28 protein-coding genes are annotated in these 24,696 nt (G+C 74.5%); 6 read left to right on the forward strand and 22 right to left on the reverse strand.

The genetic code is table 11. The features are described 5' to 3' along the window. The 12 genes from BMY40_RS04835 to BMY40_RS04890 all read right to left on the reverse strand — a co-directional run. The coding region (locus BMY40_RS04835) for a homocysteine S-methyltransferase family protein (RefSeq protein WP_245769915.1) at nt 1–310 on the reverse strand (310 nt) is incomplete at its 3' end. 71 nt (nt 311–381) lie between these two features. After that, nucleotides 382–1,365 carry a carbohydrate kinase family protein gene (locus BMY40_RS04840; protein ID WP_093655861.1) on the reverse strand — a complete coding sequence of 328 codons (984 nt, stop codon included), beginning with the start codon at nt 1,363–1,365 and terminating at the stop codon, nt 382–384. 29 nt (nt 1,366–1,394) lie between these two features. Next, the gene (gene metK / locus BMY40_RS04845; RefSeq protein ID WP_093655863.1) at nt 1,395–2,624 is read right to left on the reverse strand and encodes a methionine adenosyltransferase; all 1,230 of its coding nucleotides are present in this window, start codon (nt 2,622–2,624) and stop codon (nt 1,395–1,397) included. A gap of 1 nt (nt 2,625) precedes the next feature. Further along, nucleotides 2,626–2,868 (reverse strand): acyl carrier protein, encoded by a 243-nt coding sequence (locus tag BMY40_RS04850; protein ID WP_093655866.1) that lies wholly within the window; start codon nt 2,866–2,868, stop codon nt 2,626–2,628. Next, on the reverse strand, nt 2,865–3,248 hold the full coding sequence (locus BMY40_RS04855) for a holo-ACP synthase (RefSeq protein WP_143071735.1): 384 nt from the start codon (nt 3,246–3,248) through the stop codon (nt 2,865–2,867). Before BMY40_RS04855 ends, BMY40_RS04850 begins: the two co-directional genes overlap by 4 nt. 49 nt (nt 3,249–3,297) lie before the next feature. After that, a complete protein-coding gene (locus BMY40_RS04860) occupies nt 3,298–4,164 on the reverse strand; it encodes a class-II aminoacyl-tRNA synthetase family protein (protein ID WP_177213880.1) in 867 nt (288 codons plus the stop codon). Nucleotides 4,165–4,217: 53 nt separating this feature from the next. Next, nucleotides 4,218–5,108, reverse strand: coding sequence for a diiron oxygenase (locus BMY40_RS04865; protein ID WP_093655870.1), 891 nt, complete (start codon nt 5,106–5,108; stop codon nt 4,218–4,220). A 58-nt stretch (nt 5,109–5,166) separates the two neighbouring features. Then, the gene (locus BMY40_RS04870; protein WP_093655872.1) at nt 5,167–6,261 is read right to left on the reverse strand and encodes a class I SAM-dependent methyltransferase; all 1,095 of its coding nucleotides are present in this window, start codon (nt 6,259–6,261) and stop codon (nt 5,167–5,169) included. Beyond that, complete coding sequence (locus BMY40_RS04875; protein WP_093655874.1) at nt 6,258–7,097, reverse strand: class I SAM-dependent methyltransferase; 840 nt, start codon at nt 7,095–7,097, stop codon at nt 6,258–6,260. Before BMY40_RS04875 ends, BMY40_RS04870 begins: the two co-directional genes overlap by 4 nt. Before the next feature lie 45 nt (nt 7,098–7,142). Next, nucleotides 7,143–7,664, reverse strand: a complete 522-nt coding sequence (locus BMY40_RS04880; protein WP_245769865.1) for a MaoC/PaaZ C-terminal domain-containing protein — start codon at nt 7,662–7,664, stop codon at nt 7,143–7,145. 64 nt (nt 7,665–7,728) lie between these two features. Then, on the reverse strand, nt 7,729–8,934 hold the full coding sequence (locus BMY40_RS04885) for a trans-sulfuration enzyme family protein (protein WP_245769866.1): 1,206 nt from the start codon (nt 8,932–8,934) through the stop codon (nt 7,729–7,731). 456 nt (nt 8,935–9,390) lie between these two features. Then, nucleotides 9,391–9,789, reverse strand: a complete 399-nt coding sequence (locus tag BMY40_RS04890; protein ID WP_093655878.1) for an ArsR/SmtB family transcription factor — start codon at nt 9,787–9,789, stop codon at nt 9,391–9,393. Between the two features lie 95 nt (nt 9,790–9,884). Here BMY40_RS04890 and BMY40_RS04895 point away from each other — a divergent pair, with 95 nt between their 5' ends. Together BMY40_RS04895 and BMY40_RS04900 are read left to right on the forward strand one after the other, a co-directional pair. Beyond that, the gene (locus BMY40_RS04895; protein WP_093655880.1) at nt 9,885–11,861 is read left to right on the forward strand and encodes a heavy metal translocating P-type ATPase; all 1,977 of its coding nucleotides are present in this window, start codon (nt 9,885–9,887) and stop codon (nt 11,859–11,861) included. Beyond that, nucleotides 11,858–12,268, forward strand: a complete 411-nt coding sequence (locus BMY40_RS04900) for a (2Fe-2S) ferredoxin domain-containing protein (protein ID WP_093655882.1) — start codon at nt 11,858–11,860, stop codon at nt 12,266–12,268. The genes BMY40_RS04895 and BMY40_RS04900 overlap by 4 nt, the downstream gene beginning before the upstream one ends. A 99-nt stretch (nt 12,269–12,367) precedes the next feature. Here the strand turns inward: BMY40_RS04900 and rpsN are convergent, their stop codons facing one another. Next, nucleotides 12,368–12,673, reverse strand: a complete 306-nt coding sequence (rpsN, locus tag BMY40_RS04905; RefSeq protein WP_093655884.1) for a 30S ribosomal protein S14 — start codon at nt 12,671–12,673, stop codon at nt 12,368–12,370. Next, entirely contained in the window at nt 12,673–12,909 is a 237-nt protein-coding gene (gene rpmB, locus BMY40_RS04910; protein WP_093655886.1) for a 50S ribosomal protein L28, read from the reverse strand. Before rpmB ends, rpsN begins: the two co-directional genes overlap by 1 nt. A gap of 70 nt (nt 12,910–12,979) precedes the next feature. Between rpmB and rpmG the strand changes: the two genes are divergently transcribed. The 4 genes from rpmG to rpsR are packed head-to-tail and all read left to right on the forward strand — an operon-like array spanning nt 12,980 to nt 14,879. Continuing rightward, nucleotides 12,980–13,144 (forward strand): 50S ribosomal protein L33, encoded by a 165-nt coding sequence (gene rpmG / locus BMY40_RS04915; protein ID WP_093655888.1) that lies wholly within the window; start codon nt 12,980–12,982, stop codon nt 13,142–13,144. Between the two features lie 47 nt (nt 13,145–13,191). Beyond that, nucleotides 13,192–13,446: a type B 50S ribosomal protein L31 gene (locus BMY40_RS04920; protein ID WP_093655890.1), complete on the forward strand. Its 255-nt coding sequence runs from the start codon at nt 13,192–13,194 to the stop codon at nt 13,444–13,446. Then, complete coding sequence (locus BMY40_RS04925) at nt 13,446–14,597, forward strand: CobW family GTP-binding protein (protein ID WP_093655892.1); 1,152 nt, start codon at nt 13,446–13,448, stop codon at nt 14,595–14,597. The genes BMY40_RS04920 and BMY40_RS04925 overlap by 1 nt, the downstream gene beginning before the upstream one ends. Nucleotides 14,598–14,642: 45 nt before the next feature. Next, nucleotides 14,643–14,879: a 30S ribosomal protein S18 gene (gene rpsR / locus BMY40_RS04930; protein ID WP_093655894.1), complete on the forward strand. Its 237-nt coding sequence runs from the start codon at nt 14,643–14,645 to the stop codon at nt 14,877–14,879. A gap of 204 nt (nt 14,880–15,083) precedes the next feature. Here the strand turns inward: rpsR and BMY40_RS04935 are convergent, their stop codons facing one another. The 8 genes from BMY40_RS04935 to BMY40_RS04965 form a co-directional block, all read right to left on the reverse strand. Beyond that, complete coding sequence (locus BMY40_RS04935) at nt 15,084–16,934, reverse strand: ABC transporter ATP-binding protein (protein ID WP_093655896.1); 1,851 nt, start codon at nt 16,932–16,934, stop codon at nt 15,084–15,086. Beyond that, entirely contained in the window at nt 16,931–18,697 is a 1,767-nt protein-coding gene (locus tag BMY40_RS04940; protein WP_093655898.1) for an ABC transporter ATP-binding protein/permease, read from the reverse strand. The genes BMY40_RS04935 and BMY40_RS04940 overlap by 4 nt, the downstream gene beginning before the upstream one ends. Then, nucleotides 18,694–19,818, reverse strand: coding sequence for a nitroreductase family protein (locus BMY40_RS04945; RefSeq protein ID WP_245769867.1), 1,125 nt, complete (start codon nt 19,816–19,818; stop codon nt 18,694–18,696). The genes BMY40_RS04940 and BMY40_RS04945 overlap by 4 nt, the downstream gene beginning before the upstream one ends. Nucleotides 19,819–19,843: 25 nt before the next feature. Next, on the reverse strand, nt 19,844–21,223 hold the full coding sequence (locus BMY40_RS04950) for a YcaO-like family protein (RefSeq protein WP_093655900.1): 1,380 nt from the start codon (nt 21,221–21,223) through the stop codon (nt 19,844–19,846). Beyond that, on the reverse strand, nt 21,220–22,701 hold the full coding sequence (locus tag BMY40_RS04955; RefSeq protein WP_093655902.1) for a CocE/NonD family hydrolase: 1,482 nt from the start codon (nt 22,699–22,701) through the stop codon (nt 21,220–21,222). The genes BMY40_RS04950 and BMY40_RS04955 overlap by 4 nt, the downstream gene beginning before the upstream one ends. Beyond that, nucleotides 22,698–23,567 carry a hypothetical protein gene (locus tag BMY40_RS04960; protein WP_093655904.1) on the reverse strand — a complete coding sequence of 290 codons (870 nt, stop codon included), beginning with the start codon at nt 23,565–23,567 and terminating at the stop codon, nt 22,698–22,700. The genes BMY40_RS04955 and BMY40_RS04960 overlap by 4 nt, the downstream gene beginning before the upstream one ends. A 120-nt stretch (nt 23,568–23,687) precedes the next feature. Then, nucleotides 23,688–23,801, reverse strand: coding sequence for a streptamidine family RiPP (gene amiA / locus BMY40_RS28415; protein WP_241270818.1), 114 nt, complete (start codon nt 23,799–23,801; stop codon nt 23,688–23,690). 57 nt (nt 23,802–23,858) lie between these two features. Beyond that, on the reverse strand, nt 23,859–24,680 hold the full coding sequence (locus tag BMY40_RS04965; RefSeq protein WP_093655906.1) for an ABC transporter ATP-binding protein: 822 nt from the start codon (nt 24,678–24,680) through the stop codon (nt 23,859–23,861). Between the last annotated feature and the right edge of the window lie 16 nt (nt 24,681–24,696).

Here is a 24,696-nt window from a genome sequence, read left to right on the forward strand (position 1 = left end):
CCGGCCCCATCGACCCCAGCACCCACCTCTGGCGCCCGTCCCTCCCGGTGAAGGAGTCCGCCACCTCCCGCGCGATCCGCGCCCCGGCCTCGGACAGCTCCCCCACCCGGCCGGCGATGTCGTACTCCGCCAGCGCCGCGAAGTTCGCACCGAAGGTGTTGGTCTCCACACAGTCCACCCCCACCGCGAAATACGCCTCGTGCACCGAGGCCACGATGTCCGGGCGGGTGACATTGAGAACCTCGTTGCAGCCCTCCAGCTGCTGGAAGTCCTCCAGCGACGGATCCGCCGCCTGCAGCATCGTGCCCATCGCCCCGTCCGCCACCACCACCCGCGACGCCAACGCCTCACGCAGCAGCTGGGACCTCGGTCCGGCCGCGGTCACGGCAGTTCCCTCAGGTGCGGGACGACCTGGGCCGCTGCCGTTGTTCCGTAGGAGGTGCGCATCCTGGAGAGGATGGACTCGCGGTAAAGCCGGTACTCCTGCGTACCGATGTAGTCGAGGGCGGTCGCGGCGACGGTGCAGCCGAACTGCGCCGCGACCCGGCCCGGGAGATTCCAGGACATGCCCGCGACGAATCCCGCCCGGAAGGCGTCACCGACACCTGTCGGATCGACGACGCCCTCGACCGGCACCGCCGGGATCTCGATGTCGGGCCGGCCCTTCCTCCGGAGGCGGACGCCCGCGTCGCCCAGTGTCGTGATCCAGCACCCGACGCGGTCGAGGATCTGGGGTGTGCTCCAGCCGGAGCGCTCCTGGAGCAGCGCCGCCTCGTACTCGTTGCCGAACAGCCAGCGTGCGCCTTCGAGGAGTCGCCGGACCTCGTCCCGCTCGAGTCTGGCCAACTGCTGGGAGGGGTCGGCCGCGAAGGGGATGTTCAGGGCCCGGCAGGTGTCGGTGTGCCGGATCATCGCCTCGGGGTCGTCGGGTGAGATCACGACGAGGTCGAGGCGGCCCACCCGGGCGATCACCCGGCGCAGGTCGATGGTGCGGGCCTCCGCCATGGCACCCGCGTAGAAGGTGGCGATCTGGTTCTGCACCCGGTCGGTCGTGCAGACGAACCGGGCCGTGTGCAGGCTCTCGCTGATGTGCACCGAGTCGGTGTCGATCCCGTGTTCCTTGAGGTGGAGGCGGTACGGCTCGAAGTCGCCGCCTGCCGCGCCGACGAGCACGGGGCGCAGGCCCAGCAGCCCCAGTCCGTAGCAGATGTTCGCGGCCACTCCCCCGCGGCGGACTTCGAGCCGGTCGGCCAGGAAGGACAGCGATACCCGGTCCAGCCGTTCGGCCAGGAGTTGGTCGGTGAAGACCCCGGGGAAGGTGAGCAGGTGGTCGGTGGCGATCGAACCGGTTACAGCTGTTCGCACGGCGCTGTCCCCCTTTTCCGTCGGTTCCGTCAGTTCCGGCAGCCGGCCGCGGCGCGCAGCGGCCGGACCCGGTCGGTGCGCTCCCAGGTGAAGTCGTCCAGCTCGCGGCCGAAGTGGCCGTAGGCGGCCGTCCGGGCGTAGATCGGCCGCAGCAGGTCCAGGTCGCGGATGATCGCGGCCGGGCGCAGGTCGAAGACCTCGCCGATGGCCTGCTCGATCCGCTCGGGCTCCACCGTGTGGGTGCCGAAGGTCTCCACGAACAGGCCCACCGGCTCGGCCTTGCCGATGGCGTAGGCCACCTGAACCTCGCAGCGGGCGGCCAGCCCGGCGGCCACCACGTTCTTGGCCACCCAGCGCATCGCGTAGGCGGCCGAGCGGTCCACCTTGGAGGGGTCCTTGCCGGAGAACGCGCCGCCGCCGTGGCGGGCCATGCCGCCGTAGGTGTCGATGATGATCTTGCGTCCGGTCAGGCCCGCGTCGCCCATCGGGCCGCCGATCTCGAACCGGCCGGTGGGGTTGACCAGCAGCCGGTACCCGTCGGTGTCCAGCTTGACGCCGTCCCCCACCAGGGAGGCCAGCACCGGCTCCACGACGAACTCGCGGATGTCCGGGGCCAGCAGCGCGCCGACGTCGATGTCGGAGGCGTGCTGGGAGGAGACCACCACGGTGTCCAGGCGCACGGCCTTGTCGCCGTCGTACTCGATGGTGACCTGCGTCTTGCCGTCCGGGCGCAGGTAGGGCATCGCCCCGTCCTTGCGCACCTGGGCGAGCCGCGAGGACAGCCGGTGGGCGAGAGTGATGGGCAGCGGCATCAGCTCGGGCGTCTCGTCGCAGGCGTAGCCGAACATCAGGCCCTGGTCGCCGGCGCCCTGCCGGTCCAGCTCGTCCGTCCCGCCGGCCTCCGAGGCGCCTTCCACGCGGGTCTCGTAGGCGGTGTCCACGCCCTGGGCGATGTCGGGGGACTGCGCCCCGATGGACACCGACACCCCGCACGAGGCGCCGTCGAAGCCCTTCTTGGAGGAGTCGTAGCCGATCTCCAGGACGGCGTTGCGCACCAGGGTGGGGATGTCGGCGTAGGCGGTGGTGGTGACCTCGCCGGCCACATGCACCTGGCCGGTGGTGATCAGCGTCTCCACCGCCACCCTCGCCCCGGGGTCCTGGGCGAGGATGGCGTCGAGGACGGTGTCGCTGATCCGGTCGGCGATCTTGTCGGGGTGGCCCTCGGTCACGGACTCCGAGGTGAACAGTCGGGAGGCCATCTCAGCTCACCCGCGCCTTGAAGAAGGTCCGGTCGATGGCCTCGAGGGTGCGGATCGAGTCGACCTCCAGGGTGTCCATGTCGATGGACCGCCCGCTCACCTGCTCCAGCAGGAAGACGAACTCGACGAAGGACAGGGAGTCGATGAGCCGGTTCTCGATGAGGTCCAGGTCGGGGGCGATGTCGTCACGGTCGGGGTGGCGCTTGACGATCCACGCCTTCACCTGGTCGAGTCCGTCGGTCATGGGGTCTCTCCTTTGGATTCTGTGATGATGGGCGCGGCCACAGCGACCGCGTAGTCGACGTCGTGGCTGATGCTCACCGTGATCTCCGTGATCCCGGAGGCGGCGGCCATGTGGCGGGCTCCGCCGCGCAGGTGCACCAGGGGCCAGCCGCCGTCGGAGCGCCGCACCACGATGTCCAGCCAGGGCAGGAAGCGGTCGCGCACCCGCAGGGTCTTGAAGGCCGCTTCCTTGGCCGCGATGCGTCCGCAGAGGCTGAGCACGTCCAGCCCGGTGGAGGTGCGGCAGTCCGCTATTTCGCCGGGGGTGAGCATTCGCTCGAAGAACCCCTCGCCGTAGTCGTCGAGGAGGCGTCGGACACGCTTGACGGACACGATGTCCATGCCGAGGTTCGCCCAGCCCGGGCCACTGGGGGCGGGGTGGGCCGGCACGTCAGAGCACCGACCTGGCCCGCGCGACCGCTTCGGCGGCGGCCTCCCAGCCGCCGTGGCGCTGGGTGAGGGCCGACAGCCACCGCTCCAGGCCGAAGGCCACACAACTGGTGAAGACGGGCCCGCCGGTGTCGGCGAGTGTGATGGAGCAGCGGTCTCCGAAGAAGTTGCGGTGGGTGTTGACCGAGGAGATGGCGAGGTCCCCGAAGAGGAACTCGTACTTGACGGGCGCCAGTCGCTGCATGAGCGCCTTGGAGCCGCCCCTGTCGTAGAAGGGGTCGCAGGCCGCTTCCTTGCGCAGGGGCAGGTCGAGTGCCTCGGCGAACGCGGTGATCTTCTCGCCGAACGTCTCCAGATGCCGCTGGGCGTGCTCCTTGCTGCCCAGGGCCACGATCTCCCGCATCCGGAAGCCGAGTTGGCGGCGCAGATGCTCGTACCGCTCCTCCTTGCGGAAGCACCAGCCGACCACCGTCACCAGGGTGTCGGAGGGCACCGTCTGCCCCTGGTGGTGGAGGTAGACGCCGTAGCAGGAGGCCGAGGGCAGTCCCAGCGCGGCCGGCTGGAGGGCATCGCAGGGAAAGCAGCCGGTCTCGCAGCAGAAGGGTGCGGACTCCCGGCGCTCAAGGTCCAGCGGGGCGACGACGACCGCCTGGTGGGGGAAGTTGTCGTAGTAGTCCAGCCGGGCCAGGTCCGCGGTGGGCAGCAGGGGCGGCAGGGTCATCACGCGTGCTCCGGCACTGACGCCCCAGCTCTCGAAGGTCTCGTCGAGCAGCCGCAGCAGGGCGGTGCCTTCCGGACCGAGGGCCGGAAGGCCGGCACGGTCGTCGATCGGACCCGGTGGTGTCCGGGTCTCTGCGGGGATGGACATGCGGGCCTCTCAGAGAGGTCGGAACGCGAACGGACTCGGAAGGGGCCGGGGGCTCAGACGGCCGGGAGGACGTCGTCGCTGAAGATCCCGGTCTTGAGGAAGAAGGCGAGCGGCTTGCGGATCGACCTGCGCTCGATCTCGCGCCGCCGGTCGTCCTCGAGGAGCGCGTTGCGCAGGGCCAGCGGGTCGGGGATGCCTGCGTCGCGGTAGACGTGCGGGTTGTAAAGGGAGTTGAGGCTGAACACGACGTAGCGCTTGAGGTAGGCCTCGACCTCGGCGAGCCGCTCCGGGCCGACGGTCTCGCGCATCCGGGTGTGCAGCAGGGAGACGAGCTCGCGGCCGAAGGCGATGTGCCGCGACTCGTCCTGGTGGTGGATGCGGTTGACCTGCCGGATCGTGTCGCAGAGCGTCTCGTCCTGCGCCATGCGGGTGTTGTAGTGGTCGACGAGCTCCTCGAAGAACAGGATCCGCGCGAAGACCAGGAAGTTCTCCACCTCCGGCTCCCAGTCGGAGTCGGCGCGCATCGCGGTGGAGGGGTAGATCTTGTTTCCGTAGCGGCGGCAGAACTCGGCGAAGAACCACATGTGCTCGTTCTCCTCGCCGATGAAGTGGTGGAAGAAGTCCGAGGGGACCTCGAACCCGGGCATGTGGATGCGGCGCACGACCTCGATCAGCAGTTCGCGGATGCCGTGCACGTTGAGGCTGTAGAAGTTGACGCTCTCCCACTTCGAGAGCCGGCGCAGGGTCTCCTCGCCGAGTTCGTCGAACAGCGGGGTGCCGTACGGGGTGAGCAGTTCGGGGCTCATCCACATCCGGTTCTCGTCCAGCCGGTCGGGCCAGGTGAACTCCTGGTAGGGGTTGTAGTAGTCCTCGATGGACTTCGTGCTCAGTCTGTCCAGGACTTCCTGGAAGCGGTCGGTGATCGGCAGGGCCGCGGTGGGCATGTTCCCTCCAGTCGTCTTCCGGTGGGTCGTCGGTCGCAGGCGGGGCGGGCCCGGCGGCTCAGGGCCTGGCCTCGTAGACGGCGTTGACCGGGGTCTCGGTGGCACGGCGCCACCGGGTGAACCCGCCGGCCTCCGCGATCCTGCGGAACGCCTTCTCCCCGGCGTGGTTGCCCAGGGCGTACGGGCCGCGCTGGGCGACGGCGACCGGCAGGCACATCACGGCGGACAGGCTCATGAACATGCGGGCGGCCGGGGTGTCGCCGGTGACGTCGTCGGCGGAGGCGTTGGTCTCCACGAGCATCCAGGTGCCGTCCGCGGCGAGGGTGCTGTGCACATGGGCGGCGGCCGCCTCGGGGTCGCCCATGTCGTGCAGGCAGTTGAAGAACGTCACCAGGTCGTAGTCGCGGCCGGGGTAGTCGTCGGCGGAGGCCGTCTCGAAGACCACCCGGTCGCCCAGTCCGGCGTCGTCGGCGAGCTGGCGGGCGATGGAGATCGCCTCTTCGGAGTAGTCGAAGCCGTACACGGTCGCGTTGGGGAAGGCCTCGGCGATCAGTCGCGTCGTGTGGCCGACGCCGCAGCCCACGTCCGCGACGCGGCCGCCGTTCGCCAGCTTCTCCGTCACCCCGTCCAGGGCCGGCAGCCACTCGGGGACGAGGCGGTGCTGGTAGGAGGGCTGGAAGAGGCTGCCCATGCCGGTGTCCAGGGCGGGGTCGTGTTCGGCCCAGCCCACGCCCTCGCCGGTGCGGTACGCGTCGATGAGCTGGTCCTCGGTGGCGTACAGGGCCTTGAGGGCGGTGAAGAAGCCGGCCGTGAAGGTGACCGCGGAGCTGTCGGCGAGGACGGGGGCGTGCGCCGCGGGCAGGGTGTACTGGTTGGAGCTCGGGTGCCTCTCGACGTAGTCGGCGCTGAGCTGCGCGTGGAGCCACTCCTCCGCGTAGCGGGGGGTGATGCCGGTGTGCTTGGCGAGCTCCTCGGGGGTGAGCGGGCCGTGTTCGGCGAGCGCCCGGTACAGGCCCAGGCGTTCACCCAGGGCCACGGTCAGTCCGCGGACGGCGGCGGCCGCGTCCACGATCACCCTGCGGTGGAACTCGTCGGTCGTGGCGCCGGCGGACGCGGCGCCGGTGGGCGTGGCGCCGGTGGGCGTGGCGTTCATGAGGTGGCCTCCTCGGTGGTTCGCAGGTCGCAGGTGAACAGGAAGGAGCGGGGGACGCCGGGGACCTGGCGCGGCGGCACGGAGTAGGGCCAGCGCCCGAAGTCGGCGCCCTCCTCACCCGGCTGCTTCACCTCGCGCGGCGACCATCCGCTGTCCTCCAGCAGCCGCTCGGGCTCGTCGGTGCCGAACAGCCAGGGGTTGCCGTCCTCGGCGAGGGCGGACAGGAAGGGGCGGGACAGGGGGTTGTCCAGCGCGGCCCGGCTGATCAGGTCGCCGATCAGGACGGAGCCGGCGGCGCTGGTGTCGGACAGGGTGGCCAGCAGGGTCCTCACGGACTCCTCGGTGAGGAAGAACAGCAGGCCCTCGACGACCCACAGGACCGGTTCCTCCGAGCGCCATCCGGCCTCCTTCAGCGCCCCGGTCCACTGGCCGGTGAGGTCGACCGCGACGGCGCGGCGGGTGCGGCCGGCGGGGGCCGGTTCGCCGGCGAGCATCCGCGCCTTGGCCTCCAGCAGTGCGGGGCGGTCGAGTTCGTAGACGGTGACGCCGTCCGGCCAGGGCAGGCGGTGGAAGCGGGTGTCCATGCCGGCGGCGAGGAACACCACCTGGCGTATGCCGCGTTCGGCGACGGTGCGGACGATCGCCTGGTCCATGTACGCGGTGCGGATGGCCAGGAACGGCACGGTGCCGGCGCCCGCGTACCGCTCGAGCAGTTCGAATCCGGTGTCCGCGGCCACGGTGCGGGCGTAGGGGTCGTCGAACAACCGGTCCTCGCGTTCGGACTCCAGGGCGCGGGCTGCGGCGGTCCACTGGGCTGTGCGGGATACGGCCTCCACGGGAGGTCTCCCTTCGTCTGGTGGTGTGGACGGTCGTGTCCGGCGTCAGCCGCGCAGGCAGGCCGCCGGGTCCATCGCCTCGGGCATCGACACGGGGTGGGCGGCGGAGCGGCGCTTGAAGATGCTGTGCAGGATCATGCTGAACACGACCGTCCCGTCTTCGGCCACCAGCCGGCACCTGGGCTGGACGATGCCGGTGGCGGGGTTGCCCAGTGAGGGGCGGGAGCCGAGGATCTCGACCTGTGCGGTGAGCCGGTCGCCGGGCCGCACGGGCCGGTGGAAGCGCATCTCGTCGATCCCCGGCGATCCCACGCACTCGCTGTAGGCCAGCAGCCCGTCCACGTAGCGCCTCATGAACAGCGCCGCGGTGTGGAAGCCGCTGGCGACCAGCCCTCCGAACGGCGACTGCGCGGCACGCTGCGGGTCGGTGTGGAACGGCTGCGGATCGAAGCGGGCGCCGAACTCCACCACCTCCTCCTCGGACACGGTGACCTGGCCCAACTCGTGCACGTCGCCGGCACGGAAGTCCTCGAAGTAGCGCATGCCGTCCCCTCGTCCTCGGTCCATCACTCCTTGGGCAGAACCAAGCTACGAACGAGTCGTTTATTTTGTCAACCCAAAAGAATGGGCGTCAGGAGGCCTTCAGCGCCTGCTCGATGTCGTCCCAGAGGTCGTCCGCGTCCTCGATGCCCACGGACATCCGCACCGCGCCCGGCGCGATTCCCGCCTCCCGGAGCGCCCGGTCGTCCAGTTCCCGGTGCGAGGTGCCGGCCGGATGGGTCACCAGCGTCTCCACACCCCCCAGCGACAGGGCCAGTCGCGCGATCCGCAGCCCCTCGACGAAGCGGCGGCCGGCCTCCCGTCCTCCCCGCAACTCGAAGGAGAGCATCCCTCCGAAGTCGGACAGCAGCGCGCGAGCCCGCTCGTGGGACGGGTGCCCGGGCAGACCGGGCCACTGGACCCGCGCCACGGCGGGATGCGCCTCCAGCCGCTCCGCCAGCACCGAGGCGTTGGCGCAGTGCCGGCTCATCCGCAGCGGCAGGGTCTGTATGCCCCTCAGCGTCAGCCAGGCCGCGAACGGGTCGGCGGTGGAGCCCAGTTCGACCGCCCTGGTCCACACGGTCCCGTGGAGCGCGGGGTCGGCGAAGACGGCGGCGCCGCCGACCACGTCGGAATGACCGCCGAGGTACTTGGTCGTGGAGTGGACCACGATGTCCGCGCCGTGCTCGATGGGCCTGCACAGCACGGGGGAGGCGAGGGAGTTGTCGACCACCGTGACGACTCCGCGGGCCCCGGCCGCGGCCAGGAGACCGGGCAGGTCGGGTATCTGGCCGGTCGGATTGGCGATGGTCTCCAGGAACAGGAGCCGGGTGGCGGGACGGACGCGCGCCTCGAAGTCCGCCGCGTCCTCGGTCCGGATCCGCTCCACGACGACGCCGAACCTCTGGGCGAGGTCGGAGAGCACCGCGTGCGTGCCCCCGTACAGGCAGCTCTGCGCCAGCACGTGGTCGCCGGGGCGCAGCAGTGCGAGCAGCGTGCCGCTGATCGCACCCATCCCCGAAGCGGTGGCGATCGCGGCCGCGCCGCCCTCGAGGTCGGTGAGCACGCGCTCCAGCACCTGGACGGTGGGGTTGCCGCGCCTGCTGTAGACGAAGTCGCCGCCCGGTTCCGCCATGGCGGCGGCGAGCTTGTCCACGGAGTCGAACGCGAACGCCGAGGAGCGGACGATCGGCACGCTCAGCGGCCTTCCGTCCCCCTGCGCCGCGGCGGCCGCGGCGTGCACCGCCCGCGTCCGCAGACGCGGCCCGCCGCTCCGCTGTTCCATCCGTTCCCTCATGTCGGTCGTTCCTTCCGTCGCAGGATGGGAGAGCCGTGGTGAACGCGCGGGGCGGGGCGGGCCGTCACGGTCCGATCCGGCCGGAGGCGGTTCCGGGAGGGGGAGGCGCTTTCCGGCGCAACGGCGGATCGCGTTCCGCGGCGCCGCACGGGACGGCCCGCGCGGGGTGTCCGCGCCTTCCGCGGCCCGGGCACCCCGCGCGGGCGTCCGGGCACCGGCGGAACACAGCCGCACCCGCATACCCCTCAGGGGTATGCGGGCACGCTAGCTCACCCCAGGGGGGTATGTGAAGAACCGCTTCCCGGCACCGGGGGCGGGAAGCGGACGACGGCAGGGACTCCGCTCACGCCTCCGGCCGCGGCGCGCGGGCACGGCCGGAGGCGGGAGCCGGGGGCGGGAGCCGGAGGCGCGGCGGTCGCGCGGGCCGCACCGGTCGCGCGGAAAAGGCGCGGCCGCTCAGGGGGAGGGAGCGGCGGCGGGCGCGGCCGCCCCGGCCCGGGCGTCGGTCAGCCCCAGGCGCAGGTGCTCGACGTGGTAGAGGGCCTGGTCGAGGAGTTCGGCGACATGGTCGTCGTGCAGGGCGTAGACCACACTGCGCCCCCGGCGGGTGCCGGTGATCAGGCCGAGGGTGCGCAGGACCCGCAGCTGGTGGGAGCAGGCGGACTGCTCCATGCCGACGGCGGCGGCCAGTTCGGTGGCCGCGCAGGGACCTTCGCGCAGCCGGGCCAGGATCAGCAGCCGGGAGGGGGTGGCCAGGGCCTGGAGGGTCTCGGCGACCTTGGGCGCGTTCTGCGCGGTCAGCCGGGTGCGCGGAACCGCGCTGCCGCTCTCGGGGGGTTTCGCTCCGTGGCCCATGCCTTCATCCTACGGAAGCAAATACATGAAAGGCTGTTCAATCGTTCCTGTATGGTGTGGGGCCCGGACTCCACGTCTTGCGAAGGCCGTTGCCCATGACCTCCACACTGACCACCACCCCGGCCCCGCCGGGGGGACGGACCACCGCCGCCGCACCGCGCGGGCGCACCCGGCTCCTGTCCCTGCCCGAAGCCCGCTGGGCGCTCGCCGCCCTGGTGCTCTTCCTGGCCGCACTCCCCCTGTACCTGCTGGGAGCCCCCGCCTGGCTGTGGGGCCCGCTGTTCGCCGCCGTCTACGTCACCGGCGGCTGGGAGCCGGGCTGGGAGGGGTGCAAGGCACTGAAGGACAGGACCCTGGACGTGGATCTGCTGATGGTGGTCGCCGCCCTCGGCGCCGCCGCCGTCGGCCAGGTCCTCGACGGGGCGCTGCTGATCGTCATCTTCGCCACCTCCGGTGCCCTGGAGGCGGTCGCGACCGCCCGCACCGCGGACTCGGTGCGGGGCCTGCTCGACCTCGCCCCTGCCACCGCGACCCGGCTGCTGCCCGGCGGGGGCGAGGAGACCGTTCCGGCCGCGGAACTGGCGGTCGGGGACACCGTCCTGGTCCGCCCCGGCGAGCGGGTCGGCGCCGACGGCACGGTCGTCACCGGCGAGAGCGAGGTGGACCAGGCCACCATCACCGGCGAACCGCTGCCGGCCGCCAAGCAGCCCGGGGACGAGGTGTTCGCCGGCACGGTGAACGGCACGGGCGCCCTCACGGTACGGGTGGCACGGGACCCGTCGGAGACGGTGATCGCCCGGATCGTGCGGATGGTCGAGGAGGCCTCCGAGACCAAGGCCCCCACCCAGTTGTTCATCGAGAAGGTCGAGCAGCGGTACTCCGTCGGCATGGTGATCGCGACCCTGGCGGTGTTCGCCGTCCCGCTGGCCTTCGGCGACGATCTGCGGTCCGCGCTGCTGCGTGCGATGACGTTCATGATCGTGGCCTCGCCGTGCGCGGTGGTGCTCTCCACGATGCCGCCGCTGCTGTCGGCCATCGCCAACGCCGGCCGCCACGGCGTGCTGGCCAAGTCCGCCGTCGTCATGGAGCGCCTCGGGCAGATCGACACCGTCGCCCTCGACAAGACCGGCACCCTCACCGAGGGCACCCCGCACCTCACCGACCTGCGCCCGCTGCCCGGCAGCGGGCTGACCGGCGACGGGCTGCTGGCTCTGGCGGCCGCGGCCGAGCACCCCAGCGAGCACCCGCTGGCCCGCGCCGTCGTCGACGCCGCCCGCGAGCGCGGCCTCCCCCTGGCCGCCGCGTCCGGCTTCGCCTCCGCCCCCGGCCGGGGCGTGAGCGCCACCGTCGGCGGCCGTACCGTCCAGGTCGGCTCCCCCGGCCGGCTCCTGTCCGACGGCGCCGGCCAGGCCCGCGCCGCGGCGGGGGAGTTGGAGGACGCCGGGCGCACCGCCGTCGTGGTGCTCCGCGACGGGGTTCCGGTCGGCGTGCTGGGCATCACCGACCGGCTGCGGCCGGACGCCGCCGCCACCGTCGCCGCCCTGACCGAACTGACCGGGCGGCCGCCGGTACTGCTGACCGGCGACAACGAGCGCGCCGCCGGGCGCCTGGCCGCCGAGGTCGGCATCACCGACGTCCGCGCCGGGCTCCTGCCCCAGGACAAGGCCGCGACCGTCCAGGCGTGGGAGCGGCAGGGCCGGAGGGTGCTGGTCGTCGGCGACGGCGTCAACGACGCCCCCGCGCTGGCGGCCGCGCACTGCGGCGTCGCGATGGGCGAAGCCGGCTCCGACCTCGCGCTGGAGACCGCCGACGCCGTCGTGGTCCGCGACGAACTCGCCACCGTTCCCGCCGTCGTGAGGCTGTCGCGGACCGCCCGCCGGCTGGTGGTCCAGAACCTCGCCATCGCCGGCGTGTTCATCGCCGTCCTCGTGGCCTGGGACCTGATCGGAACCCTGCCGCTGCCCCTCGGGGTCGCCGGCCACGAGGGCTCCACCGTCATCGTCGGCCTCAACGGCCTGCGCCTGCTGCGCGAGACCGCGTGGCGGAACACCCCCGCGGGAGGCGCCCGGTGAGCAGGCGCTCCCGGTCCGCCGGCTCCACCCCGCCGCCGGGTGCGGCACGGTGCACGATCACCGTCTGCCGCGGCTGCTGCTGCGGCAGCGCCAAGATCCCCGGCCTCGACCACGCCGCCCAACTGCGCGGTCTGCGCCAGGCCCTGGACGGTGTCGCGGCCGTCCGCGCCACCGACTGCCTGGACGCCTGCGAGCAGGCCAACGTCATCGTCGTCCAGCCCTCCCCCGCCGGACGCGCGGCAGGCGGCCGGCCGGTCTGGCTCGGCCTGGTCAACGACCTCGACGCCACCGCCGACATCACCGCGTGGGTCGAGGGCGGCGGGCCCGGCCTCGCCGATCCGCCCGACATCCTCGACCTCTACACCTTCACACCCTCCCGCCGGATACGCGGCCGGCTGGAGGGGTGAGACCCTCCCCCACCGTCTCGCACCGCGTCCGCGGGTCTCCTCGCCCACCGGCCTCTTCGGGGCGGAAGCGGCCGTCCGCTTCCGCCCCGAAGAGATCTCTCACCACGACGACTTGGTGACCCCGGGCAGGAATCCGGCGTGGGCCTGCTGCCGCATCCGCACCCGGGAGAGCCCGAACTTCCGCAGATGACCGCGCGGACGGCCGTCCACGGCATCGCGGTTGCGCACCCGGGTCGCGCTGGCGTCACGCGGCTGGCGCCGCAGCTCCGCCAGCGCGGCGGCGCGTTCGTCCTCGGTGGAGGAAGGGCGGCGGATGATCTCCTTCAGCTCCGCGCGCCGGGCCGCGTACCGCTCGGCGGTCTCCCGCCGCCTGTCGTTCTTGGCGATCTGGCTCTTCTTCGCCATCAGACCTTTCCTCCCCGCGCCCGGATGCGCGCCACGGCGGCCTCGATCCCGATGGCGTCGACGGTCTTGATCCCCTTCGTGCTGAGGGTGAGCCGGACATGGCGCCCCTCGCTGGGCAGCCAGTAGCGCTTGCGCTGGATGTTGGGGTCGAAGCGGCGGGAGGTGCGCCGGTGGGAGTGGGAGATGTTCTTGCCGAAGCCCGGTTTGGCGCCGGTCAGCTGGCAGTGGGCGGACAAGGGGGTTCCTTCCTGTCGGTGCGGACGGCTCCCTTTTCGATAATGGAAACCATTGTCATATACTAGCGCCATGGCACGCAGTGAACTCCGCCCGGTCATCAAGCTCCGCTCCACCGCGGGGACCGGCTACACCTACGTCACCCGCAAGAACCGCCGCAACGACCCCGACCGCATGGTCCTGCGCAAGTACGACCCCCTCGCCCGCCGGCACGTCGACTTCCGCGAGGAACGCTGACCCCGGCCCCGACCCCGGCCCCGACCGCACGACCCGAGGACACCACCGTGAAACCCGGAATCCACCCCCCGTACCGCCCCGTCGTCTTCCGCGACAGGAGCGCAGACTTCGCCTTCCTCACCCGATCCACCATGACCAGCGACAAGACGATCGAGTGGGAGGACGGCAACACCTACCCGGTGGTCGACGTCGAGATCTCCTCGGCGAGTCACCCCTTCTACACCGGCACCCAGCGGGTCCTGGACACCGCCGGGCGCGTGGAGCGCTTCGAGCGCCGCTACGGCTCGCGCGGGGCCCGCTGATGGCCCGGGAACCCCGGCTGCCCGTCGTGATCGTCGCCGGGCTGCACGCCGACGCCCGCCGCGAGGTGGTGGAGCGGCTGCTGCGCGCCGTGCCGGGCGGCGTGGCCCTCCACCACGACCTGTCCGGCGCCGCGGACGGCACGGTGGTGCGCACCGTGCGGGACGCCTCGGGCGAGCTGTCGCGCGGCGAGGCGCCCCTGGTCAACGACTGCGCCTGCTGCGCGCTGCGCGAGGACCTGATCCCGGAGCTGGAGCGGCTGGCCGCCGGCGGCACGGCCCGGCTGGCGGTCGTCGAACTGTGGGACTCCGTCGAGCCGAAGGGGATGGCCGAGGTCGTCGACGCCCACGGGGCCGGCGCCCTGGAACTGACCGGCGTCGTCACCGCCGTCGATCCCGCGCTCGTCCTGCCCTGCCTGGCAGGCGGCGACGACCTGGCCGAGGCCGGTCTCGCCGCGGCCGCCACCGACCAGCGCACGGTCGCCGACACCTGGGCGCGGCAACTGGAGTACGCCCCCGTGCTCGCCCTCGTCGACAGCCCCGAGGCCGACGAGGCCGACCACGCGCTCCTGGCCCAGCTCCACCCGGCCGCGCGCCGGGTGCGAGCCGCCTCCGGGGAACTGGCCGAGGCCGCGCTCGCCGGCTTCGACACGGCGATGGCCGCCACCGCCCAGCACCCGGCCTGCTCCCGGCTGCCGCAGGAGGCGGACGAGGCCGGGGTGGCCACCCTGGTCTGGCGCCGCCACCGCCCCTTCCACCCCGGACGGCTCTACGAGGCCCTGGAGGACCTCGCCTGCGCCGCCGCCCGCAGCCGCGGCCGCTTCTGGCTGGCCGACCGGCCCGACACCCTGCTGGCCTGGGACTGCGCCGGCGGCGCGCTCTGCGTCGAGAGCGCCGGGCCCTGGCTGGCCTCGCTGCCCGACGCCGCCTGGGAGATGGTGGACCCCGTCCGGCGGACGGCCGCCGCGCTGGACTGGCATCCCGAGCACGGCGACCGCTGCCAGCACCTGGTCTTCACCTCCCCCGACCTGGACCGCGAGGGCCTGGTGAGCCTGCTCGACTCCTGCCTGCTCACCGACGCCGAGTACGCCGCCGGCCGCGAGGCGTGGAGGCGCCTCCCGGCCGCGTTCGCCCCCCTGCTGGACGCCGCCTGAGCCGGTCCGGCACCCCGATCCGCGAGAACCGAGGAGCACCTCCCCATGCCACGCCGCCCCGACCCCCGCAAGAACGCCAAGCCCCGCCCCAACCCCCTGGACGCCGCCGGGATCACCTACATCGACTACAAGGACACCGATCTGCTGCGGAAGTTCGTCTCCGACCGGGGCAAGATCCGCAGCCGCCGCGTCACCCGCGTCACCTCCCAGCAGCAGCGGCAGCTCGCCCGCGCGATCAAGAACGCCCGGGAGATGGCCCTGCTGCCCTACAGCAGTCGCTGACCGGTCCCCTCCCGCATGGAGGGCACCACCCCCTCCACCGGCACCAGGCCGGCGCCCGCTCCCCCGGGCGCCGGCCTGGTGCCGTGTCGGACAGCCCTGCCGGACAGCCCGTGTCGGTACCGGAGGCCCCGGAAACGGCGCGTCGCCCCCGCCGGGACATGGCGGGGGCGACGCGCCGCGGAACCCGCGGAAGCCGCGGAACCCTCAGGGCGCGATGGCGGCGAGGCTGCGGTTGAGGGCACTGCCGGGGCGGGCGGTGAGCTCCTCCCAGGTGCCCTCCTCGGCGATGCGTCCGGCTTCGAGGACGGCGATGCGGTCGGCCCGGCGGATGGTGGCGCGGCGGTGCGCGATGACGATCGTGGTGCGGCCCTCCTCCTCCAGGGCGGCGGCGAGCTGGGCGTCGCCGGCGTTGTCCAGGTGGGCGGTGGACTCGTCGAGCACCAGGACCCTGGGCCGGACCAGGAGCGCGCGGGCCAGGGCGATGCGGGCCCGCTGGCCGCCCGACAGGGTGGAGCCCCGTTCACCGACCGGCGTGTCCATCGGGGCGATCCGGTCCACGCCGCACAGCCGGGCCGTCTCGGCGAGGAGGCCGTCGTCCGCCTCGGGGGCGGCCAGCCGCAGGTTCTCGGCGAGGGTGCCGTGGAAGAGGGGCGTCTCCTGGCCCACCAGCGCGACGGCGCGCCGGAGTTCGGCGTCGTCCACCTCGCGTACGTCCACGGGGTCGCCGTCGGCGGGTATCAGCTGGACCTCTCCCTCGGACGGATCCCAGAACCGGGCCAGCAGATGGGCGCAGGTCGACTTGCCGGCCCCCGATGCGCCGACCAGCGCGAGGGTCTGCCCCGGTCCGACGGTCAGCTCGACGCCGTCCAGCACCGGTCCGCCGCCGTAGTCGAACCTCACCCGGTGCAGCCGGACGCCCAGCGGGCCGGGTGGCAGCGGGCGGGGCGCGGCGGGCGGCGGGGCGAGGGCGGGGGCCCCCACCGCCGCGCCGACCCGGGCGGCCGCCGCCCGCAGCGCCACGGCCTGGCTCAGCGTCCTGGCCGACTCCGCGACGGGGCCCAGGATCGACAGGGCCAGCGCCATCGCCGCCGGGGCCCACGCCCCGTGCAGCCTCCCGGAGGTCACCGACTGCGCCGCCGCGGCGACCACGCCGAGGACCGCCACCACGATGAGGAGGTCGCGGACCGCTGCGGCGGCGGCCTCCCAGGTGGCCTCGGCGCGCTGGGCCTCGCCCGTCTGCCGTCCCCTCTCGGCCAGCCTGCGGCGGCGGTCGGCCAGGGCGCCGAAGGCGAGCAGTTCGCGCAGCCCGTCGACGGTCTCCACCGTGTCGGCCGACAGCCGCGCGGCGGCCGCCCGGGTACGGCCGCCGCGCACCGCGCGTTCGCGCGCGTCGGCGAAGGGCGCGGCGGCGAGCAGTGCCGCGACCGGCAGCACGGCCGCCGGCAGCCACGGCTCCACCGTGGCGAGGACCACCGTGCCGCCGGTGAAGACCGTTCCCGCCGCCAGGAGCTGGGCGGTGGTGTGGGCGTAGAAGAACTCCAGCGCCTCCACGTCCGCCATGGCGGTCGCGGCGAGGTCCCCGCTGCGCCGGCCGGCGACGCGGGCGGGGGCGCTGCGGGCGAGCCCGTCGAAGACCCGTACGCGCAGTGCGGCCAGCACCCGGTAGGCCAGGTCGTGCGAGAGGTCCATCTCGCGCCAGGTCGCCAGGGCGCGCACGAGGACGAGGACGGCGAGCGCGGTGACGGTGGCGGCCGACGGGGCCCGCCCTTCGATGACGGCCGCCCCCACGGTGTGCGCGGCCAGCGTCAGCAGTGCGACCAGGGAGCCCTGCTCGACGAGCGCGGCGGCACAGGTGCGCACCGCCATGGCGCGGTGCCCGGCGAGGGCGGGGAGCAGCGCGCGCAGCGATCCCCGCGCGGGCGCTTGCGCGCCGGCGGCGGTGCCGGTAGTGCCCGTGGTGCCGGCGTGGGCGGCGCCGGTGGCGGTGTTCGCGGCGGTGTCCGTGGCGGTGTCCGTGGCGGTGTCCGTGGCGGCTGTGTCTACGGCGGTGCTCATGCGGCGACTCCTCCCCGGTGGGCGTGGCCCGCCTCGACCAGGCGCGCGTAGACGCCTCCGGCCTCGGCCAGGCCGGTGTGCTCGCCGACGGCGTCCACCCGCCCCCGGTCGAGGACGACGATGCGGTCGGCGTGCCGGACGGCCGAGAGCCGGTGGGCGACCACCAGGACGGTCCGGCCGCCGGCGGCGTTCAGCAGTTCGCGGACGATGTCCGCCTCCCGGCGCTCGTCGACCGAGCTGGTGGCCTCGTCGAGGACGAGCACCGGCGCGTCGGCCAGCAGGGCCCGTGCGAGGGCGAGCCGCTGGCGCTGGCCGCCGGACAGGGTGGCGCCGCGCTCGCCGAGGACGGTGGCGTAGCCGTCGGGGAGTGCGGTGATCTCGTCGTGGACGCCGGCCACGCGTGCCGCGTCAGCCAGTTCGCCGTCCGTGGCGTCCGGCCGGGCCAGGCGCAGGTTCTCGGCGATGGTGGCGTGGAAGAGGTAGGTCTCCTGGGAGACCACGGCGATGCTCCGCCGCAGCGAGTCCAGGGCGTATCCGGTCGTGGGGAGCCCGTCGAGGGTGATCCGGCCCCCCTGCGGGTCGTGGTGGCGCAGCAGCAGGGCCAGGAGCGTGGACTTGCCGGCGCCGGACGGGCCGACGATCGCGGTGGTCCGTCCCGCCCGTGCGGTGAAGGAGACGCCGCGCAGAACGGGGTCCTTCGCGCCGTCGTAGGCGAACTCGACGTTCTCGAAGCGCAGTTCGGGAGGTCCCGGCCAGTGCGCGGGCGCCGTTCCGGTGTCGCGGACGGCGGGTTCGGCGGTGCGCAGCGCCGCGATCCCGTCCGCGGCCGAGGCCCCCAGGTATCCGGCGTGCCACTCGCGGGCCAGGTCCCGCACCGGCCGGAAGCACTCGGAGGCCAGCAGCAGCGCCAGATAGGTGCCGGTCGCCGCGGTGGATCCGGTGACGGCCGATTGGCACGCCAGGAGCGCGGCGGCCGCGGTGCCGCCCTGGATGGCGAGGTCGGTGATGCCGGTGCCGGCCAGGGAAACCCGCAGTTTGGCGACCGTCGCCCGGTGCAGCGCCGCCGAGCGCTCCTCCAGGCGTTCGCGGGTGCGGCCGACCGCGCCGGCGGCGCGCAGGGCGGGCATGCCCTGGAGGGCCTCCAGGTAGTCGGCGCCCAGCCCCTCGTAGGTGTCCCAGTGCTCCCTGCCGCGTCTGGCCAGCAGCCGGTCCCAGGCGCGCGGCCCGCACAGGGCGAGCAGCAGGGCGGGGACGAGACCGAGGAGCGCCACCGGTTCCACGGCGGCCAGGACGGCGAGCACGAGGGGCGGCACGGTGAGGGTGACCAGGAGCTGGGGCAGATAGCGGGAGATGTACGCGTCGACGCCCTCCACCCCGTCGACGAGGGTGGTGCGTACGGCCCCGGCCCGCACCGGAGCTCCCCCCGGGCCGGGGCCGGAGGAGTTCAGGTGCGCGGGGCCCAGGCGGCCGAGGCGGGCCAGGAGTTCGTCCCGCAGGGCCACCCTCGCCCGGGCTCCGGCGCGGGTGGCGGTGCGCCGCTGCCGGACGGCGAGCCCGGCGCGGACGGCGACGACGGCGAGCACGGCGCCCAGCAGCCACGGAAGCCGGCCGGTGTCGCCGCGGGCCAGGTCGGCGAGTGCGACGGCCAGCAGGGCGGCCTGTGCCAGATGGGTGAGGGTGACGGCGCCCTGCAGGAGGGTGGCCGCCAGCAGGGGGCGCCGGGCGCGCAGCGCGGCGCGGCGCAGTTCGGGATGGGCGATCATGTGGAGTTCTCCTCGTCGGCGTGGCGGGTGCCGAGGGCCAGTCCGTGGACGATCCAGTCCCGGCCCGGCGCGGCGCCGAGGGCGGCGCCGAGGTCCGCCTGCTGCCAGGAGCCGACGGGCCGGGCGGCCAGACCGTGGCGCCGGGCGGTGAGGTGGGCCAGGTGGACGGCGAATCCGGCCCGCAGGTGGGCGCGGCGGATGTGCGGCGCGTCGGCGTCCGCGGGGCAGCCGTGGGCGAGCAGGACGGCGCCGGCGTCGGCGATCCACGCCTGGCCCGCGGCCCAGGCCGCCAGTGTCGGGCGGGCCTCGCCGGCGGCGTACCGGCGCAGTGCGGTGCCGCCGGCGGCCGGTTCGACCAGGCCGGGGTGGGGTGGGCCGACGGCGGCGCACCAGCGCAGTTCGCCGGCGCCCGCCCCCGCGGCGGCGGTCAGGACGGCCCGCAGCGCGTCCGGGGGCGGGGTGCCGGGCAGCGGCGGCGGGTCGCTGCGGCGGGCCAGCAGTTCGGCGGGTGTGGGTGTGTCCCGCGGGGGCCGGGGGCCGGTGTCCGTGCCGGGCGGGGGGATGTGCACCGCGGCCAGCGGGCTCCCGGCCGGTCCGTCCAGCCGGGCCTCGGGCTCGCCCGCGCCCAGCGCGCGGGCCGCGAGGAGCAGGGCCGCGGCGGCGTGCCCGGTGTCCAGCAGCAGCAGCGGCCAGGCGCGGTGGCCGTAGTGGGAGGCCGTGCGCCGTGCGGTGACGGAGAGTTCGGCGGTCACGCCCGGTGGCGTGCCGTCGGGGCACCGGCCGAGGCGGTGCACGCGGTGGCGCAGCGGGTCGTAGCCGTAGCGGCCGGGCGGCAGGGAGCAGCCGGCTCCCACGACCAGTTCGGCGTCCACCGGGTGCAGCGCGCCGGCGGAGGGCGCGGGGCGCAGGCGCCCGGAGCCGTCCGAGGCCGCCAGGGACAGGCGCAGTACGGCCTCCACGTCGAGTTCTCCCGGGGCCGCGCCCGGGATGGTGCGCGGTGGCCCCGGCCAGGCCCGGACGGCGGGCCCGGCGGGCGTGTCGGTGCCGGGGTGCTCCGGGGAGCGGGCGCGGGCGAGGGCGGCGACGAGGTCCACCGGGTGCTGCTCGGAGGTGTGTTCCACGGGGGTGTGTTCCACGGGGCGGCCCTCACATGTGGGGCGGAGGCGCCAGCGTGAAGTCATCCGGCGAGACGGGGGCGGTCGTACGCCATCCCCGCCCGACGGCGGCCTCGGCCAGCCGCGGGCAGCCGAAGTACCCGAAGGCCGCGGGGGCGTTGGGCAGGAGCCCGGAGACCAGGACGCGGGCGACGCGCAGCGGGGTCTCGGCCACGTCCTCGGTGGTGAGGTCGAACGTCATGACCCGGTGGCCGCGTTCGCGCAGCGCGCGCTCCAGCCTCTCCCGGCTGCCGGGCTCGACCGCGTCGACGGGCACGGTCCCGTGCGCGGGTTCGGTGAAGCGCCGGGCCTGGGGGGCCATCCGTTCGTCCAGCCACACCTGTACGTGCGCCCCCAGGTCCCGCACGTGCTCGAACCGCTCGCCGCACGCGTCGAGGTAGCGGCCGTCGGCGCGGTGGTCCAGGTAGAGCCCGCGGGCGAGCAGACCGGCCTCCACGGCCTGGAACACCCAGCCGCCGGGGTCGGTCAGGCCCTGGGTGAAGACCCAGGTGTGCACGGCCTCCAGCACGGCCTTGCGGGCGGCCTCGGCCGGGTCGTACTTGCAGGCGAATCCGGCCGCGTACAGGCCGAGGCGGGGGTCGTGGACGAGCGCGGCCATGCAGGGGGCGAACTCCGAGGGCATCTCGACGAGGTGGAGTTCGAGCGCGGATCCGGCCAGGTCGTCGGTGAGGCCGGGCACGCTGGCCGGGTCGATGCCGCGCGCCGGCCCGTCGAGGTGCCACCACAGCTCCAGGGCGTCGCGTTCGACGATCTCCAGCAGGCCGCGTTCGACCGCGTCGTCGAGGCCCTGGCCGGTGGCGATCCCCGCGTAGTTGAGGTGGTGGGTGCGGGGCAGTGAACGCAGTTCGCCCTGGCGCCAGTTGAGGTGGGTGAGCGCGACGGGCGCCCAGACCTCGGCGGCCGTGCCGTCGGGCAGGTGCTCGGTGCCCCGCGTCCACAGGGCCGGGGTGTCGGCGGTGAGTGGCCGGTAGGGGAACTTCTGTCCGGCGTACTGCCACGGAGCGTAGGCCGGCAGGTCGCCCGGCCCGTACAGCCGCAGCCCCTTGTCGGCCAGTTCGGCGGCCGTGGCGCGCAGCGGGGCGTCCGGGTGGCCGGGCGGTGGTACGCGGTTGCCGCAGTAACGCTCCACCCCCTCGGCTATCGCGGCGATGCGGGCCTGTTCGGGGTCGCCGAAGGTGGTGCCCAGGGAGACCCGGTCGGCGGGCCACAGGCCGAGTCTGCGCGCGTCGGATATCTCGGCCGTGAACGCGGTGTAGCGGGGCGGCGCGCCCGCGGGGTGCTCGACGGGCTTGACCTTGCGGACGATGCCGCAGACGGGGTCGACCAGGGTGTGGAGCGGCAGCGCCGTCATCGCAGGATCTCCTCGGCGGGTTCGGTGGTGGTGGGACGGGACGGCAGTACGTGCAGCAGCAGTGCCGCGCCTTCCGGGGCGATCTCCCGCCGGGAGGGGAGCAGCCGGCCGGCGGTCACCGGATCGTCCCCGGTGTGCGGGTTGCGGGCGTGGGCCGGGAAGTGGTGTCCGGCGATCTCCAGGCGCAGCCGGGTGCCCGCCCGCAGCCGGCACGCGAGCCGGCCCAGGCCGATGGCGAACTCGGCTTCCCTGCCGGGCGGTTCCTCGCGCCGGACGGCGCCGACGGCCAGCCGCTCGGCCCTTCCTTCCGGGGTGAGGGCGACGAGCCGGGCGGCCCAGTCGGCGGACGGGGTGTCGGCAGTGGCCCGCAGCCGGACCCGCGCGGGGCCGACCGCGTCGAGCGGGCGGGGCAGCGGCGGGGTGACCAGCAGGCACCGGTCGGGCGTTCCGGCGGTGGGGACGGTGAGGTCGTCCGAGCGGACGGGGCGTTCGGGGTCGGCGGTGAAGGCGGAGCCGTGCAGCGGCCGCAGCGGCTGCGGCCGCGGCTCGCCGTCGGTTCCGGCGGGCAGCCACCGGTCGGCGCCGCCCAGTGCCAGCGCGCCGCGGCGGCCGGGGGCGAGTTCACCGGCGAGGGCGCGGCGGGCCCAGCCCGCGTACAGCTCGCCGAGGTTCACCCGGTGGGCGGGTCCGGCGCCGGGGCCGGGCGCGGCGGTGAGGCCGTGTCCCCAGGGGCCCATCAGCAGCCGCGCCGAGGGGCCCGCCCAGGCGCGCCACAGGGCGGTGGTGTCGTCGGCGAAGGGGTCGTGGAGGCCGCCCACCGCGAGCAGGGGAACCGCCGCGTGCGCCGCCCGCGACACCAGGCGGCCCCGTTCGCGGTGCCGCCACAGGTCCGCCCAGGAGGGCAGGTCCCGGTCCAGCCGTTCGGGCAGGCCGGTCAGCGGCAGGTGGTCGAGCAGGCCGGGGTCGGCGGCGAGGGCCTTGTCCAGGGCGCTCTCGTCGGAGTCGCTCCGGTCGCCGTGGGCGGCCCACCACCCGGCGCGGGCCAGCAGCCGTTCCACGCCGGAGGGTTCGCGTGCCGTCTCGGCGGCGCCCAGGGCGGGCACGGCGGCGAGGACGGCGTCGGGGCGGGCGTCCTCGGGCGCGTCGAGGGCGAGGACGAGTGCGCAGTGGGCGGCGTAGGAGGCGCCCGTGGCCACCAGCCAGCCGTCGCTCCACGGCTGCCGCCGGATCCAGCGGGCGGCCGCCGCCCCGTCGGCGGCCTCGTCCTCGTACGGGCGCCACCGCCCCGGCGACGCGAACCGGCCGCGTACGTCCTGGACGACGGCGGCGAACCCGCGTCGGGCCCAGCCGCTCGCCTCGGCCCGGTGCCGCACGCGGTCGTAGGGGGTCCGCAGGAGTACGGCGGGGAAGGGGCCGCGGCCCGCGGGGAGGCGGACGTCGGTGGCCAGCCCCTCGACGGTGGCGCCGGGCGGTGTCATCCGTTCTTCCCCGCTGCCGAGGTGGTCTGCGGCATCGGGGCGACCGCGGGCACGGGGAGGACGGGGTGCTCGGTGACCGTCAGGGTGCGCAGGTCCACGCGCCTGATCCGGCGCCGCGCCGGGAGCCCGGTCTCTTCGGGGGCGTCGGCGGCCCATCGCAGCAGGTCGTCGGCGAGCAGTGCCGCGAGCAGGCCGGCGGCGGGAGGGGTGGGGCCGGCCGGCGCACCGCAGGCGCGGGGTCCGCTCCAGTAGGCGGCCAGCTCCCGGTGGGCGGGGGTGGCGGCCAGCCGGCGGGCCCTGACGTGGGCCGAGGTGACGTCTCCGGGAGCGGCGGCGAGCGGCTCGACGTAGGCCTGCCGGCCCTCGCGGTGGCAGCGCAGCCAGGCGACGCCGTGCGCGGGCAGCCGGTCCGCGGCGTCCCACAGCCCGTCGGGCACGGGGCCGTCCAGGCACCACACGACGGCGGCGGGGTCTTCGCGGAGCAGGTCCTCGAGACCGCCCGGCGACGCGCCGGGAGCGGCCGCCGGACCGGTGCGCGGCCGGGCGCCCAGGGCGGTCAGCTGCGCGGCGAGCGGTTCGGTCAGCACCGGATCACCCAGCAGGCGGACGTTCCGGCGGGCGGCGGGCCACTTCGGGCTCGGCGGGCCGTCCGCCAGGTAGCCGGCCTCCTCGAACGCCCTCATGACGCGGCCCTGCTCCTCGTCCGCCGGGGTTCCGGCGGCACCGGAGAGCAGGGAGAGCAGGGCTTCCTCGTCGGCGCCCCGTGTCCTGACGCTGAGGAACTCCCCCTCGGGGGTGCGGACGGCGAGGCCTCGCCCGGGCACGGCGACGACCTCGACACCGGGTGCGAGCTGACTGCGGGACACGGCGATCCTCCTGCGGGCTGACGGCGGCTTGGCGGCCGACTGGCGGCGGGGCCTGGGACGGGTGTGGGCCCGCCCGGATGGCGCCGGGCGGACCCACTGTCGGGGGCGACTGGCCCCCGCTTACTCCTCGGTGTCCTCGAAGGGGTTCTCGACGAGCGCGTTGGAGTGGGAGGCCGAGTCGTGGGCCAGCTGGCCCGGGTCGGCGATCGGCGCGAAGACCTGCTCGTTGTCCATGAACTCTCCTTGTTCGTAGGGGAGATACGGCGTTCGGATGAGCGCCGCGCTCACACTCTAGTGAATATGATTTTCATATTCCATAGCTGGGAGAGGGTGATCTGGGTAACACACCGGCCATCCCCCCTCGGGGTCCCGGCCGACCCGGCCGGCCACCCTCAGCACATCCGCCAGCAGCCCCGGCGTGACCACGTCCTCCGGCGCCCCGTCGGCCACCACGCGGCCGTCCCGCAGCGCGACGATCCGCTCGGCGAACCGGGCGGCGTGGGCCAGGTCGTGCAGCACCATCACCACGGTGAGCCCGCGTTCCTCGCGCAGCCGGACCACCGTCCGCAGCACGTCGAGCTGGTGGTGCAGGTCCAGATAGGTGGTCGGCTCGTCCAGCAGCAGGACGCGGGTGTCCTGGGCCAGCGCCATCGCCAGCCGCACCCGCTGCCGCTCGCCCCCCGACAGCGCGTCGACGTCGCGGTCGGCCCACCCCTCCACGCCGACGTCCCGCAGCGCCCGGCGCACGACGGGGTCGTCGCCCTCGCGCAGCATGCCCAGCGGGCCACGGGCCGCGTACCGCCCCTGCCGCACCAGATGGCGCACCGTCATGCCCGGCACGGCGGGCGCGGACTGGTGCAGCAGCGCCACCCTCCGGGCCGTGGCGCGCCGGGACAGCCGGGCGAGGTCGTCCCCGCCGAGCAGTACGCGCCCCTCGTCCGGCCGCAGCAGCCCGGCGGCCAGCCGCAGCAGGGTCGACTTGCCGCAGCCGTTGAGGCCGACGAGGGCGGTCAGCTCGCCCGGCCGGACGGTCAGGTCGACGCCTCGCAGCACGGGCCGCGCCGGATATCCGAAACGGACCCCCTCGATATGGATCCCCACGGAGTCGGTCATGCTCTGTCCTCACATC

This window comes from Streptomyces radiopugnans (genome assembly GCF_900110735.1).
GTDB lineage: Bacteria > Actinomycetota > Actinomycetes > Streptomycetales > Streptomycetaceae > Streptomyces > Streptomyces radiopugnans.